Source organism: Paenibacillus terricola, assembly GCF_014779765.1.
In the GTDB taxonomy this organism is placed as follows: domain Bacteria; phylum Bacillota; class Bacilli; order Paenibacillales; family Paenibacillaceae; genus Paenibacillus_T; species Paenibacillus_T terricola.
Map to the genome: position 1 here is coordinate 82391 of NZ_JACXZA010000010.1, position 14125 is coordinate 96515.

The following is a 14125-nucleotide window of genomic DNA, read 5'->3' on the forward strand; positions in this document are numbered from 1 at the left end:
ACTGCGTGCTTGGGGACGCGTGCCCTTGCAGGGCACAGCTTTCTTTCGAGCTTTATTTCCTCCCTCCATCGCATGGGAGGACCTCCGGGGTTTCCAACCCCGGGACCCCGGAAGGGGCTGTCGGCAGGACTTAGGCGCGGTTGAGTTGACTCCGTGCTTAGGGACGCGTGCCCTTGCAGGGCACAGCTTTCTTTCGAGCTGCTTTGAGTTGTGTGTGCCGATACAAAAAAATGTCCCACATTCACCGGAGTGATGTGGGACATTTCTCATACGGATCGGAACAATGCCGAGCCTATGTTATTTCTTGATGCCGTCGTACCACGTGTTAACTTCCGTCGTGATTTGGTCGCCGCCGGAGCTCTTCCACGTTTCTACGAATTTGTCGAACGAATCAGCTGGCTTCTCGCCATAGATGATTTCGTTGAACGTTTGAGCTTCGATCTTCTTCAGGTAGTCGAATTTCGTCTTCATCGTTTCTGTCGAAGGACCTGTGTACATATTCATCATGCCAGCGTCCTTCTGACCCATGAGCACAACTGCTGCTGCAGGCGTTTCTTTACCGAAGTTGTTCTTCAGGTCTTTCTCCATACGCGTCGTTGCTTCTTTGCCGTCTGCCAGATTGAGCAATGCTTTCATCTGAGCGTCTGGAATACGAGCGCCGTCGCGAACGAGCAGATAACGAACCGTACTCATAGAGCCACCCGAGATGTTATCGTCGCCGTATACCGCGTTGCCGTTAGCGTCAAGCTCATAGTCATAGCCTTTGAACAGGCCGTTCTCGAACGGACCGCCCGGCTGCGGGTCTGCCATATTGTCGAACATGTAATTTTGGTACGTAAACAGTGCTTCCGGATTTTTCATGTCCTTATTGATCAGAATTACGCCGTTAGAGAATGCAGTGCCATGGCGGCCTACTTTTCCATCCGGGCCTGCTGGCAGTGCGATTGGCTTCCATACGGCATTCGGATCATTCTTCACCGTATCTTGAAGCGGCCATCCGCTCATCCAGTAAGGGCCTGGGATAATGCCTGCCGTGCCTGCAACTGCTGGCTCGGACGTTTTGTTCTCATCCCACAGTGCTGCTTCCTTCGGAATGAAGCCTTTCGTATACCATTCGTTCAGCTTCTGCAGACCTTGCTTCATGCCTGCATTCACCGAGCCATACTCCAGCTTGCCGTCTGCGCCAACATTCCATTGCTGTGGAATCGTACCATATGCGCCGAAGATCCATGATGGATCGCCCATCCAATTGTTCATCGACGATTTGAAGCCGATGCTCAGTGGAACAACTTTGTCTGGAGCAAGACCACTCGGATTGTTGTTCTTGAACGCTTCCATAACCGTTTCAAGCTCTTCGATCGTCGTAGGAGCTTTCATGTTCAATTTATCCAGCCAGTCCTGGCGGATCCAGAGCAGGTAGTCGTTGTTGTATGCATAATCAAGGATCGGAATCGCCATGCGAGCGCCATCGCGCAAGTATGGATTCCAAACATTCGAGTCAAGATTCATCGCTGATTTCCACGTGTCATTCGCATACTTGTCGAACAGCGCACCAGCGTCTTGGAAGGCGCCGGAGTCGATCAAGTCTTGGATGAGCTGTGGGTCTTCGTTGCCTGCAACGATTACGTCTGGCAATTCTTGACCCGACGTCAATGCTAGGCGAAGCTTAGTCGCATATGCATTGTTCGTATTCGCAACGGACCAAAGCGATTTAATCTCTATGCCGAGCGTGTCCTTCGCCCATTTCGTAGCGACGTTATTCTCGATCGTCTCGCCGTTCTTGAATTTCACTTCAGGGGCAACAGCCCATACAGTGGAGATCGACACCGGAGGATCGTATTTATCTTTATATGCACTTGTCTCTTCCGAACCGGTCTCCGTTTTCGTTCCAGTCGTCGTTCCTGTGGAATCAGTCGTTTTCTTGTCATCCTTGCTGCCGCCGCATGCTGCAAGTGCAATCATCAGAAACAGAGAAAGTGTCAACAGTAGTGTTGCTCTAACTTTGGCTCTCATGTTGTTCCCCCTTATCATATGTTTACGTTTTCATTATAGAATGGGGGTGCCAAGCGGCCTATGTCATAAATCGAACATTTCTGCACCTTTGACAACCATTTGATCGTTATGAACGCTTAATCTGCCATGTCGCGGAATTCTTGCGGTGTCATGCCGTAATACTTCTTGAACATTTTGCTGAAGTATTGCGGATTCTGATACCCGAGCTCCGCGGTAATTTCGTATATTTTCTTATTCGTCTTCTTAAGCATGTAATGCGCTCGCTCCATCCGCATTCGAATGATATATTCGCTGAGGCTCTCGCCAGTGTCGGCCTTATAGATTTTGGACAAATAGACGGGGTGCAAATATACCTTATCCGCAATCGTCTTAACGGATGTATCCTGACCTAACGTTTCTTCTACAATTTCCTGCACTTGCTTCACCAGATGCGTTCGTGTTGATGATTCGGTTGATGACAGCTCCGATTCAAGCTTGCCAAGCATACTAACCGCCCAACCGCGAAGCTTGTCCTGCGAATGAATGCCTGAACGGTCCAGCAGCATATCGAATGCCGAATGGTCGATATCGGTCATGAACTGCCCCCGCTTATGCGCGCTGTACATGAATGCATTAGACACATAGAGGAATACCTCGTACAGATGCTCTCTTGAACGGGTTGTCCGTCCCAGCAGATCAAATACTTCATGGATTTTGTCACGAGCAGAGCTCCACTGCTTGGATTCGAGCAAATGCAGCAGCGTCGGCGGCTTATGAAGCTGCTCCAGCGCTTTCGCGGGAAGCGAGCGATCCACCATTTCTTCGAGGAAATGAATCGAATGGTTTTGATCAGCCCCCTGCTCATTCAGGAAAAATGCGCTTAACGCACTGCGATAGCCGTCTGCCACTCCTTCAGGAAACGAGAACCACCGTGTGATAAAACAGGACGTCTCCGAACGCAGAAACTTGCTCGTCTGTTCTTGGAAACGAACAGCCGCCTCAGATAATTGCTCGCGGACGGCCGGTCCAGGCTGCTCGACTGCGCCATAACGCTTCCTGCTGTTGTCCTTCATCTGGGCGAGCAGTACGAGGCAATCATGCGGCGTTTTGCCGCACCAGACACGGAAGCTTCCGCCGAATATTTCCTCGGCAATATTGCCGACAGCATACTCCATCAGAGAAGCAGATTGCGCGTCAGATTCGTCGAACGGGGTGCTGTATTGGATTAACATCAGCACTGCTGGCTCATCGACGGAAAGTGTAATTTCATACTGCTGGAGCTTATTTTGTACCAAAGCGCCGTTTAGTTGATGCCCTAACAGCAAGTCATGCAGCAGATGGTTACGAAGCACTGTATAGTCCGATTTGCGGTCATACATAAGTTGGTTGTACTTATCGGCTTCTTTCCACTCCTCATGCAGCTTCTCAACCGCATTGGAGATGCTGACGACGAATTCATCATCGTTCACGGGCTTTAGAATATAATCTGCAGCCTTGAGCTGCAGCGCGCGTTTCGCATACTCGAAATCCGAGTGTCCCGTCAGCAGCATGCAGCGTACGTTCGGCCACCGCTCGGCAATTTCTGCAATAAGCTCGAGCCCATCCATTCCCGGCATCCGAATATCGCTTACGACAATATCAATCTCCTGCTCTTCAAGCAGCTGCAGCGCTTCTTTCGCTGATTCCGCTTGATATACGCTACGAACGCCAAGATCCTGCCATGGAATCGTTCGCGCCAAGCTTTCTGTTACGTATGACTCATCGTCCACAAGTAATATATCAATCATTGTCCTGCCTCCTGATCCAATGATGGCGTGTCTTGTTGTCTCGCCTCTGCCTCCAGCAATGCTACCTTAGCTGAATCGCTCCATTGCAGCACTACCTTAAAACCTCCCATTGCCGATGTTCCAAGCGTCAAGCCTGCCGATTCGCCGAATTGCAGCTGCATGCGCTGATGCACATTCCATAATCCGCAGCCCATCTCTTCTTCCATCGGTTTCGACAGCTTGTATTGCAAGACAAGGATGCTCTCTGCATCCATCCCGATGCCATCGTCTTCAACGGTCAGCTTATAGCTGCCGCCGTCTGATTCGCCCGTAATACTGATGCTGCCCGCTTCTGCGCTTGACTCAATCCCATGTATAACGGCGTTCTCGACCAGCGGCTGCAGAACAAGCGGCGGTATACCTGCATCCAGCATTTCATCTGCAATTTGGACCGTCACTTCAAGCCGCTTCATTCGCAGCTTCTGAATATCCAGATAGTGATGAACGAAGTCGAGTTCTTCCGCAAACGGGACCACATCGCGCTCCTGTCGTGTCGTATATCGGTAGTAAGCGGCAAGATTTTGACTCATGGCCACAACCGCCCGATAATCCTGAAGCTTCGCCATACTCGAGATGAAGGAGAAACAGTTGTAGAAGAAATGGGGATTAATCTGTGATTGCAACTGCTTCAGCTTTGCCTCACGTACACGAATCTGCTCGACGTACACTTTCTCGAACAACTCCTGAATTTGGGCAACCATCAAGTTAAATCGAGTGAACAGAAACTTGAACTCCGACGCTCCCTTGCCTTTGGATTCCAATCGCACCGAATAATCACCGCTGCGAAGTTTGTGGAAGCTGACAATCAGTTTCTTCACGGGCACTTGCACTTGGCCATATAACAAATACGCGGCAAGGCAGCTCATCAGCAGCAAGCAGCCAACCGAGAAGTAGAACAAACGGTTCGATTGATTGATTGGCTTTAGAATATCCGCAAGCGGCGTATAGTCGATCAAATACCAGCCTGTCGTCTCCGACAGCGCCATATTAACAAGATAATCCTGACCATTGAGCTTAACCGTATGACTGCCAAGCTTGGAGTTGGACTCGCCTTCCTGAAGCTGCAGCTGATTGACGAGCTGCTGCGCCAATTGTTGATCCGATGATCGATTATAAATAAGTCCGAGCTCGCTGTTGTAGTAGAACGGATCGCTGCTGCCTGAGCTTTTGAACTTATCAAGCATATCTTGAATGCTGCTGCTGTCGAATCGAACCTCAATGATCGTATTCGCATTGGCAGGGTCGGTATATTTGGAGTAGGAGGAGGCTGTGAACCAGCTGAATTGGAAGGAGCCCTCCGCCAGCTTCTTCACCTGCCAACCCCACTTAATGCGCTTCTTCAGATCCGCTTCATCGTAACTCTTCGCGTCGTTCACCGAAACGACCCGATGCAGCGTAGGCGAGTAGATGTAGAGACTGCTCTTCCAATTGGATGAGCTTTCTTGAATGCCCAGCTTCGTCTGGATCCGCTTCACAAGCGAAATCGTATCCAGATTGAAATACTCGCTGGTCAGGAAAATTTCCTGAAAGCTAGCAATGTCCGGATCCTGAATGAGCAAATTAGGCCATAGCGATAAATTCTCGACATTCGTATCCACCTGGTTCTGGAAGAATACTAGCTGATTCTCAGTCGATTTGCTCAGCTCCGAGCGAAGGACATCGGTGCTTGTCATGTTCGAGTAGAAATATAATCCGATAATCGGAAGCAGCATGACAACAATGAGGACAACGATTTTGGAAAATAAATTGTATCTCGGCATCTGTGGCCTCCAGGCAGCAAGTTAGTCGATAATTATGCCAGATCGTCCATGTAAAAAGGACAATCTGTAACATCATTGTAGTGGACAACCGTGTTGACGGAAAGCGATTTCTCATGAGTATTGTCGGTCAACGACTCTGAAACGCCAAAAAACCTCCAGGGTCTGAAGCCCCAGAGGGTATAATTCGCGAGCCTTAATTAGCTCTTATGAAGCGCATAATTGCCTGAACCTGTGCGGATTTGAAGCTTAAAGATGCCGTCCCCGAATCGACCAGCCATTCGCGACGAATCATCCGTTCGCTCGGTCATAATTAAACCATTTCCGCTTATATGTCCGTTGCCAGAACCTGTGCTGCATGCAACAGTCACATCCGTGTTGCCGGATGCTAAATGAACATCAATATTGCCGCTTCCCGTCCACAGCTCGCTATCCCCAGTCATCAACAGTCGATCAATCCGGATGTTGCCCGAGCCCGACTCTGCTTTAACAGAGCTGCCGCCGTCTTTCAGCACAATATTACCACTGCCGGAGTAAATGCTTGAATGTACGGCCTCAAACCGCTGTGAGGCGATATTGCCAGAGCTAGTGTTCATCTCCAGTCGTTGTTCAAGCCGTATGTCTTCAACCGTCAGGTTGCCGCTGTTCGTGTGTATGAACGATTCGCCAGCCGTTAACCGCTCTGCCGTCACATCGCCAGATCCCGTATGCAGGCGCAGCATTTGTTCCAATTTCAAATCCATTGCCCTTATGTTGCCGCTGCCAGATTCGATGACAGTCGACTTAGCGACGAACTGCGATACTTTCAAGTTGCCGCTGCCCGTCATCAACCGAATACTGTCCCAATCCTTCGCCGGAAGCTCGACTTCTAGATTCAATTCAAGCTGTCCCCAGTTCATGATGCCGCCTTGCTCAACTGGCTCACGAATGCCAATATGCAGCCGATCGCCTTCCCTATGCGTCTCAATGCCGAATTCATCGGCCGAATGCTGCCTCGCCCAGCCCGTCAGACGTATGCCGATGCTGCTGCCTCCGAATGTTCGAGTGACAGTAATGTTCGCAGACTCAACCGACACGAAGACGCTTCGAATGCCTTTCGCTTCTGGCATCGCATAGTGATCCACCCGTTCTTTGCGCCAAAATAAAAAAGATCTGCCACTCTTCGAAGGCTTACCCGATTCTTGCTTGTGCTCTCCCCGTTGCTCCGTTGCAGACATCTGTCCCGCTCCTTTTCCGCCGCTTCTTCGATCAGACATGGAAGTTGTTAAATTCAGACTATCATTCTCGAAGCACCTGGAACAATCGACTCGGGATTGGTTCTATCTCCGTCTGCAGACGGATTGTTGAAGCTATTACACACTTACATCCGACATCCTCTGTTTATTGTTATGTAATATACAACAGCATCGCTTCTTGGTTCGCTGCCGCATCTCGGTAATAAGCAACCAGCTCTCGATAATAATCCATGACATATTCGAGTTCGCCATCATCTTCCCAGTCTATCGAAGGATAAATGTCCATCTCCGTCATTTGCTCCGGATTATAACGGCTTTGCAGCTCGACCTCCGTAATCCCCTGCAGCGCATCGCTTATCTGCTTGACCAGTTCGGGCGTCAAATAACGAGTCGGGTTATATTCCCCACTCTCCATCTCATCTTCGTCAGGCTCACCGATCGCAGTTCCACCAAGCACTGTATGGACAAGCGGCTCCTCGCCCTCCCATGCCGCACCATTCAACAGGTAATGAATGGCATGCCAGGACTTGTCCAAATATAACGACTGATCTACCTCTTCTTCACCATAAAGCACCTCTTCAAGCTCAACTTCACCTTGAAGTAATTCATTTAATAATGCCGGCGAAATCCGTTTCAAATTGCCAACCATACTCATCGATGAGTCCTCCTATACGGTGATCAGTCATCTGCAGATAGCAGACGTTAGAAGATTTTCCAGATATATAGGAGTAATATAATTCCATTTCCTCTCTTTGTCCATCTGCAATTTAATCGCTCTCTCTTCCCTCTCACCCATGCAATTTGCCGATTCAAAAATGTGCTGATTTGTATCTATCGGCCCAGTTATTCACGTGATTTACCATCTCCCTTCGATTAAGCTGCCATGTTACAATGAGAATACCTCGATCGAGGCCATTCGGGGATAAGCGACCTACAGCTTTGCGGAGCATCGCAGCTTCGTAAGCATAAGGCAAATATTATCGCCAATAAGAATTCGGCAGCGATTGAAGACAGAAAGGAGTGTGACGGTATGCGAACTTATATTGTTTACGATCTAGAATTTACCGTGCTCCGCAAGCAGCAGTATTCGGCCGATATTATCGAGATCGGCGCTGTTAAGTTAACAGACAGCGAACAAGGTCCGATAGAAATCGATCGTTTCCAAACCTATGTTAAACCGGAACGCAACAAAGTGATTACAGCTCATACGACTGAATTTACCGGAATAACGCAAGAGCAAGTAGATAGCGCACCTTCCTTCCGTGACGCAATCGAACAATTCCTGCACTGGATCGGCAACGACACGTACTACTTATGCTCGTGGGGCCCCGATGACAAGCAGCACTTCGTCCGTCAATGCCGCGATATGAAGCTGGACCTGAAATGGCTGTGCAACATGAATGATCTGCAGCTGTTCTATACGAAGCTGCAAGGTAATGATGCAAGCCGTAGAATCGGCTTGGCCAAGGCGCTTGAAACGGCTGGCTTAGCTTTCGATGGCGCGCAGCACCGTGCGCTTGATGACGCAGTTAATACTGCACGGTTGTTCATCCGCATGTTTAACCAAATTACGCTAGAGCATAATAACGCATCCGATGATCCGCTGTACGAGACGAAGCTTGTCTACTCCAGCGTGGAAGAGGATGACGACGATAACAACCCTTTCCGCCATCTTGCCTCTTTATTCGGTAATCCTAAGTAGAAGCCCCCTGGAGGGGCTTCGCCTCATTCATCCCCTACATAACAAGCCGTACCGGACGTTTCGTGAATCGGTTCGCATACGCTGAAGCACCATATGAATCCGGCTTCGTACGCGGCGTATAAATCCCCATCGCCTTCACCCGATTGACCATTTCTTCTACGTACGCCCATGTCGGATTTCGCAATGGCTCCGTTCCCGCGTCTATATCAATGAAGGCTTCGAGTGCGGCCCCTTGATACACATATGGGAGAAGCAGCCCTTCGATAGCGGGAAGCACCGTTCCCGCGAACAAATAACCAGTATCCTGCGACAATGTTGTTTCGAACGATAGCTTTTCTTTTAACGACAATAACGGACGTTTCACAATGGACTGCCGATAGCATGCCCATACGCCTTTCCCTACTCTCCGAATGATTACGCCTGTTATAAACTTCGTATACGTGCCGAACACCTGGCTATCCGTCCCGATAACGAATTGATACGACGCTCTCACATCCGAGGAAACGAACCGAGTCATACGAGCGTATACATCATCTAGCGTCATTCGGGATTCCGACGTATTCTGAAACAGCATCTCATCGTTGTAAGGTACGCTCTTCTTACCCATTGTTTGTTGTCGCCACCTGTTCGCACGGCTGCCTCCTGCTTCCTTACTAGGAGGAGACCGCGGTCATTGTTCGTTATACTGGGACAACAGCTCAAATAAAAAGTCGCCGTCAAGAGACCACGGCGCATACTGCGTCGGGCATCTTATGTACGGCGACTTGTGATTACGTTAATTACTGCGTTCATTACTGCATCTATCTATAGCGTAGCGATGAACCTTGCTTCTTGTCAACCCGGCATCATCACTAGGCTCTGTCCCACTTGTAGAAATTGCGTCCAAGAATAATTCCTAATACCAGAATGGCACCCAGTACGACTGCGTCCCAAGTGCTGGAGGATGTAAATAACTTGCCTGCCCAACCATTCTGCAGCAAATGTACCGCATATCGAAGCGGAATGAATAGAGACACGGTCTTCAGACTGCTGGGAAGCGAATCAATCGGAATCGTTGCACCTGACAGGAACAGCATCGGATATAATGTAACGAATCCGATCGCCATTGCACTATGGAATCGATGAAAGAACCTTGCGACAATAAATCCAACGGAGATGAAGGCTGAAGCTGCAAGAAGCATAGATAGTACGAACTGAGCGACATTCAATTCGATTGGGGCATTCAGTCCTAGACGACCGATCAGAATAATCTCAAGCGAACCTACTACAACCGCCAGCATTCCCTTAATCACCATGGCCTGAAGAATAAGCACCGAACGTACAGGCGTACCTATTAAACGCTTGTATACGCCCTTCTCCCGATCAATGACCGCCTGCAGACCAACAATGAAGAAACCGGCTGTGAATAAAACGATGCCGATCATCCCTGGGATGTATTGATTGAAGTACTGCATATCTTCTGCGTGCTGCGTCTCGAACAGTTTGCCGAAGAAATAGAAGCATAGGGCAGGCATAATAAAAACGAAGAACAATCCGATAATATCCCGAGACAGCAGCCTAAGCTCCATCTTAGTGTGCATGTACATGGATTGCATTAGGCCGATTCTCCCTTCCTCCTATGAACCCCTAAATATGTGTGCATCTCGCCCAGTGACTGTGTGCCAGCAGGCAGCTTATGCATAAGCTCCTGCGAAGTGCTGGACATCGACAACGTCCCATTCATAAGGAATGCGAGCCTGTCGCAATGTTCCAGCGCTTCATCCAACGACTGCGTCGTCATCACGAACGTCTTGCCTTCATTCTGCAGTCTTGCGATAATCGACCACATATCATCGATCGCCTTCGGATCTTCAAGACCCGTACTAGGCTCGTCCAAAAATATAATGTCCGGGTCGTTGACGAGCGCAATCGCTAATGCAACGCGGTGCTGAATACTATCCGATAAACTACGTACGTATTGATTCAAGTACTGCTTAAGATTCAACATCGAAATAATATCGTTCAAATCTCTTCTCTTCTTATAGTAAGAACGGAACAATTGTAAAGCTTCCATTACTTTGATCCGTTCGAAGAGCACGGTCGCTTGCAGTTGAAATCCGATCCGGTGATGCAGCTTTCTTGCGTCCTTCTTCATATCCATTCCGAGCATTTGAATGTCGCCCTCATCAGCTTGTCTGATGCCCATCAGCAGCTCAAGCAGCGTCGACTTGCCAGAACCGCTTGGCCCGACTAGTCCAAAAATTTCGCCGCGATTCACCTGCAGCGATACGCCGCGAATCACGGGAATCAATCCATATGTTTTCACGATGCCAGTGGCACGAATGACTGGTTGTGTATTCATTAAATCCCTCCATTCCTCAAAGGTAACCTGTTGAGAGCACCACCTTTCCTATTTACATGTTAAACCACCTGGAATGAATATTCACCGAAATCAGCCATGCATTTCCGCGCATAAACATTGCGTTTCACCGCATTCTCCACGCATAATTCTCTTTTTGTTTGCGTATAGCGCAAATAGAAAACGCCTATCATCCGACAGGAAAGTCAAGATAATAGGCGCAGTTACATAAACTTTAAACATTATACGTTATATCACGTTCATTGATGAGTCCCAGACGCCCAGCTTCAACAATTGCTTCCGAGCGGGATCGAACATTCAGCTTCTCGAATATTCGGGTCAGATTGTATTCAACGGTCCGTTGACTCATAAACAGCTTGGCCGCAATTTCCTTATTGCTGCTGCCCGTTGCTACTTCGCGCAAGATGAGCTGTTCCTTCTCATTGATCGATACCTCTTCGACGACCTTCCCATCCGATTGTTGGAACCGTACTTCGCTGCGCCGCAGCTGCTTGAGCAACTGGACAGGAACAACGGCTTCGCCTCGCAAAGCGCAGCGGATTACCGTAATAAGCTGCTCTCTTGTCGCAGCCTTGCTTATAAAACCCGAAACTCCTGCATCAAGCAGCATATTGTAGTGTGTCGCTAAATCATAACCCGTATAAATAAGCACAACCGCATCAGGATCCGATGTAATGACTCGCTTGGTCAGTTCAAGTCCGCTAATAACCGGCATATTCAGATCAAACAGCATGACATCGAATTTATGTTGCTCTAGTCGTTCCAAGGCTTCTACGCCAGAGAACACGATCGTAACCTGGATGTCGGGATCCTGTTCAATCATATGTTTGGTACCTTCGCCAACGGAAGGATGATCGTCAACCAACAGTACGCGAATCACGCAGTCTCCTCCTTACCAGTCTGATAATCGCAGCTATCCTCATCGGGAAGCGGAAGAATGATCTCTACCTCCAGCCCTTCGCCTGGCGCAGTGCGGTAATAGGTCTCTCCTTCAAGGCCGGATACCCGCTCGCGTATACCCGACAGTCCCATATGCTGAAAGGACGATTGCAGCCTGTCCATCTCCATGCCGATTCCATTATCTTTGTAACGATAACGAATGCACTGATGTTCATAATGTAAAAACAACTCCACATGCGTCGCTTTCGCATGCTTCATGCCATTGCGCAGCAGTTCTTGCGTAACTCGATACAACGTCAAGACATATTCATCGTCCATTTCCATACGTATGTCTTGATGCTTGAACGTTATCGTATAGTTCGCATTCAACTGCGCATGCGTACATAAATTCTCGATCGCTTCAATGGCTCCCATCTCTTTCAAGAACGGCGGTCGAAGCTCATTGCATGTCTCACGGATCTGGTGGATGACGTCAAGCAATCCTTCACGGATATCTTCCAGACTTGCTCTCGTCTTATCCGGGAGCATCGTATCATCATTCATAATCGCCTCCAGCTTCCGGTACCAGAGCAGTTGGTCCTGCAAAGCCGAATCATGAAGATCGCTTGCCAGCTTGCGGCGTTCGTTCTCGGACAGACGGAATAGCAGCCGGAGCACCCATGGCGGCGTTTTCTCGTCCTTCTTGGAATCAAGATCTTGTACTAACCCTTCGATCAACTGCAAATTCTGATGAACGAACCCGACATACGTAATAATCGTACGGAGCCATACCTTCTCATCATGATTGTACTCCATATGATTCTCTTTATCGCTGATCCAGACAAAATGCTGCGTCCCACGGCCCTGTCCGATCATGCAACAGTTGCCGTACTTCGTCTTCATGCTATCACCTGGGCTCAATCGGAACAATCCACTTTGCAAATCCGGCAGCAGCAGCTCGAATGGTATCTCGCCTCGACTGCGCTTCAGCGTAATAACATTACCCTCCAGATCCCGATCGATAAAACCAACCGATTGAATCGGCAGCAAGCTGAACAGTTCATCCATCAGACACTGCTCCAGGTCGCTTACCTTCATCACGCTGGATACTCGACGAGAGAAGCTCTCCAAGCTTTTCTCGAATTGATGAGCGCCTTTGATGACCTTATTGCGGAAGTTGCGATCGAGTACTTCCTTGAGATACAGCGTCAGTACGGTTGATGCGTATACGACCAAAATGACCTGCATCCATTGAAGCGCATGAATGCCTCGCTCTGCGAAGGCGAGTCCGATCCCAATCGAGATGAGCAACGTCGGAAGCAAAGCAATCAAGCAGAAATACCGCAGCCGGCTTACGATAAACTCGATATCCAGCAATTGATTGGAAGCAACCAAGTACAAGTAGGTCAATGGCAGCAGCAAGAGAAAGGAACTTGCAACACCTGCGTTAATAACATTGTCGCTATTCAGAAGAAACGGCAGCACCACAAAAAGAATCAATGGTAGAAATGATCCAATGTTACCGAGCATCATGTACTTCAGCAACGCTTGATGTGTTGTATTGCGATAACGAATATACATTCGAACTTGTACAAGCAATGCGATTGCCATCCCCGCTATGAAGATGGCCAGCGCTGCCCTCGAAGTACTGCCTGGGTCCCGGAGGAACGAGAATACGCCATATACTTGGATAAAGATAAATAGATTCCAGACGGAGACCAGTACATAGCTGGCGTAAATAGCCCCCCGATGGATGACTTGGATGCCCAGCTTACTAAAATAATCATGTAAGAAATGAAGAAAAAATACGGGGGCAAAGGTTAACATCAGCTTCATGATGACACCTGAGAATACGTCTCCCCTCGCATTGCCTCCAGCCGCCAAATAGCCTATCGCAACTGACATTAGAAATAATATTAATAAAAAGGCCGAACGGTCGTCCGACTTCTTATAGACAATGAAAGAGGAGAAAGTAAATAACAAAATAAAAGACGCCATTGGAATGACGGTTTGATTGAATGATACAGGTTGTTTGCGAAAATCAGTAAAATTAAATTGCATCGAATGCCCATTTCGTATAACTTCGACGCTTCTTGCATTTGCGATGCCGTAGAACTTCGTTAAGCTCTCATCATCAGGAGGCTGAGAGTCGACCTGCGTTATTATATCGCCTACCTGAATGCCCGCCTTTGCTCCCCATGAATCTGGATCTGTATAAGTAACAACCCATTTGCCATTCGATAGCTTAGAATTAATTCCTATGTATGGAACGGTAAACTGCAGGATCGTAAACCAGCCAGCTAATAGAAGCATAATGAACAAAACAATCCATGATCTATTATTTCTGTTAGTCATAGGAATATTGCTCCTTAAAC

At 48.5% G+C, this 14125-nt stretch carries 11 protein-coding genes; 1 reads left to right on the forward strand and 10 read right to left on the reverse strand.

Annotated elements, in window-relative coordinates; translation table 11 throughout:
* Positions 1 to 297: 297 nt before the first annotated feature.
* The 5 genes from H8B09_RS28185 to H8B09_RS28205 all read right to left on the reverse strand — a co-directional run bounded on the left by H8B09_RS28185 (position 298) and on the right by H8B09_RS28205 (position 7465).
* The gene (locus H8B09_RS28185; RefSeq protein ID WP_191206917.1) at positions 298 to 2013 is read right to left on the reverse strand and encodes a type 2 periplasmic-binding domain-containing protein; all 1716 of its coding nucleotides are present in this window, start codon (positions 2011 to 2013) and stop codon (positions 298 to 300) included.
* Between the two features lie 116 nt (positions 2014 to 2129).
* Complete coding sequence (locus H8B09_RS28190; RefSeq protein ID WP_191206918.1) at positions 2130 to 3779, reverse strand: response regulator; 1650 nt, start codon at positions 3777 to 3779, stop codon at positions 2130 to 2132.
* Positions 3776 to 5578, reverse strand: a complete 1803-nt coding sequence (locus tag H8B09_RS28195; protein WP_191206919.1) for a sensor histidine kinase — start codon at positions 5576 to 5578, stop codon at positions 3776 to 3778. The genes H8B09_RS28190 and H8B09_RS28195 overlap by 4 nt, the downstream gene beginning before the upstream one ends.
* Before the next feature lie 197 nt (positions 5579 to 5775).
* On the reverse strand, positions 5776 to 6792 hold the full coding sequence (locus tag H8B09_RS28200) for a DUF4097 family beta strand repeat-containing protein (RefSeq protein ID WP_191206920.1): 1017 nt from the start codon (positions 6790 to 6792) through the stop codon (positions 5776 to 5778).
* 169 nt (positions 6793 to 6961) lie between these two features.
* Entirely contained in the window at positions 6962 to 7465 is a 504-nt protein-coding gene (locus tag H8B09_RS28205; protein WP_191206921.1) for a YfbM family protein, read from the reverse strand.
* A 375-nt stretch (positions 7466 to 7840) separates the two neighbouring features.
* On the opposite strand from H8B09_RS28205, the gene H8B09_RS28210 reads away from it, so the two are divergent.
* A complete protein-coding gene (locus tag H8B09_RS28210) occupies positions 7841 to 8512 on the forward strand; it encodes a 3'-5' exonuclease (RefSeq protein WP_191206922.1) in 672 nt (223 codons plus the stop codon).
* 34 nt (positions 8513 to 8546) lie between these two features.
* Here the strand turns inward: H8B09_RS28210 and H8B09_RS28215 are convergent, their stop codons facing one another.
* The 5 genes from H8B09_RS28215 to H8B09_RS28235 all read right to left on the reverse strand — a co-directional run bounded on the left by H8B09_RS28215 (position 8547) and on the right by H8B09_RS28235 (position 14105).
* The gene (locus H8B09_RS28215; protein WP_191206923.1) at positions 8547 to 9119 is read right to left on the reverse strand and encodes a ribonuclease H-like YkuK family protein; all 573 of its coding nucleotides are present in this window, start codon (positions 9117 to 9119) and stop codon (positions 8547 to 8549) included.
* 244 nt (positions 9120 to 9363) lie between these two features.
* The gene (locus tag H8B09_RS28220) at positions 9364 to 10107 is read right to left on the reverse strand and encodes an ABC transporter permease (protein WP_191206924.1); all 744 of its coding nucleotides are present in this window, start codon (positions 10105 to 10107) and stop codon (positions 9364 to 9366) included.
* Positions 10107 to 10853 (reverse strand): ABC transporter ATP-binding protein, encoded by a 747-nt coding sequence (locus H8B09_RS28225; protein ID WP_224754095.1) that lies wholly within the window; start codon positions 10851 to 10853, stop codon positions 10107 to 10109. The genes H8B09_RS28220 and H8B09_RS28225 overlap by 1 nt, the downstream gene beginning before the upstream one ends.
* Positions 10854 to 11085: 232 nt before the next feature.
* Positions 11086 to 11751: a response regulator gene (locus tag H8B09_RS28230; RefSeq protein ID WP_191206925.1), complete on the reverse strand. Its 666-nt coding sequence runs from the start codon at positions 11749 to 11751 to the stop codon at positions 11086 to 11088.
* Positions 11748 to 14105 carry an ATP-binding protein gene (locus H8B09_RS28235; RefSeq protein WP_191206926.1) on the reverse strand — a complete coding sequence of 786 codons (2358 nt, stop codon included), beginning with the start codon at positions 14103 to 14105 and terminating at the stop codon, positions 11748 to 11750. The genes H8B09_RS28230 and H8B09_RS28235 overlap by 4 nt, the downstream gene beginning before the upstream one ends.
* Between the last annotated feature and the right edge of the window lie 20 nt (positions 14106 to 14125).

Coding starts and splice junctions, on each gene's coding strand:
- H8B09_RS28185 (WP_191206917.1), bottom strand. CDS start 2,013: ATGAGAGCCAAAGTTAGAGCAACACTACTGTTGACACTTTCTCTGTTT.
- H8B09_RS28190 (WP_191206918.1), bottom strand. CDS start 3,779: ATGATTGATATATTACTTGTGGACGATGAGTCATACGTAACAGAAAGC.
- H8B09_RS28195 (WP_191206919.1), bottom strand. CDS start 5,578: ATGCCGAGATACAATTTATTTTCCAAAATCGTTGTCCTCATTGTTGTC.
- H8B09_RS28200 (WP_191206920.1), bottom strand. CDS start 6,792: ATGTCTGCAACGGAGCAACGGGGAGAGCACAAGCAAGAATCGGGTAAG.
- H8B09_RS28205 (WP_191206921.1), bottom strand. CDS start 7,465: ATGAGTATGGTTGGCAATTTGAAACGGATTTCGCCGGCATTATTAAAT.
- H8B09_RS28210 (WP_191206922.1), top strand. CDS start 7,841: ATGCGAACTTATATTGTTTACGATCTAGAATTTACCGTGCTCCGCAAG.
- H8B09_RS28215 (WP_191206923.1), bottom strand. CDS start 9,119: ATGGGTAAGAAGAGCGTACCTTACAACGATGAGATGCTGTTTCAGAAT.
- H8B09_RS28220 (WP_191206924.1), bottom strand. CDS start 10,107: ATGCAATCCATGTACATGCACACTAAGATGGAGCTTAGGCTGCTGTCT.
- H8B09_RS28225 (WP_224754095.1), bottom strand. CDS start 10,853: ATGAATACACAACCAGTCATTCGTGCCACTGGCATCGTGAAAACATAT.
- H8B09_RS28235 (WP_191206926.1), bottom strand. CDS start 14,105: ATGACTAACAGAAATAATAGATCATGGATTGTTTTGTTCATTATGCTT.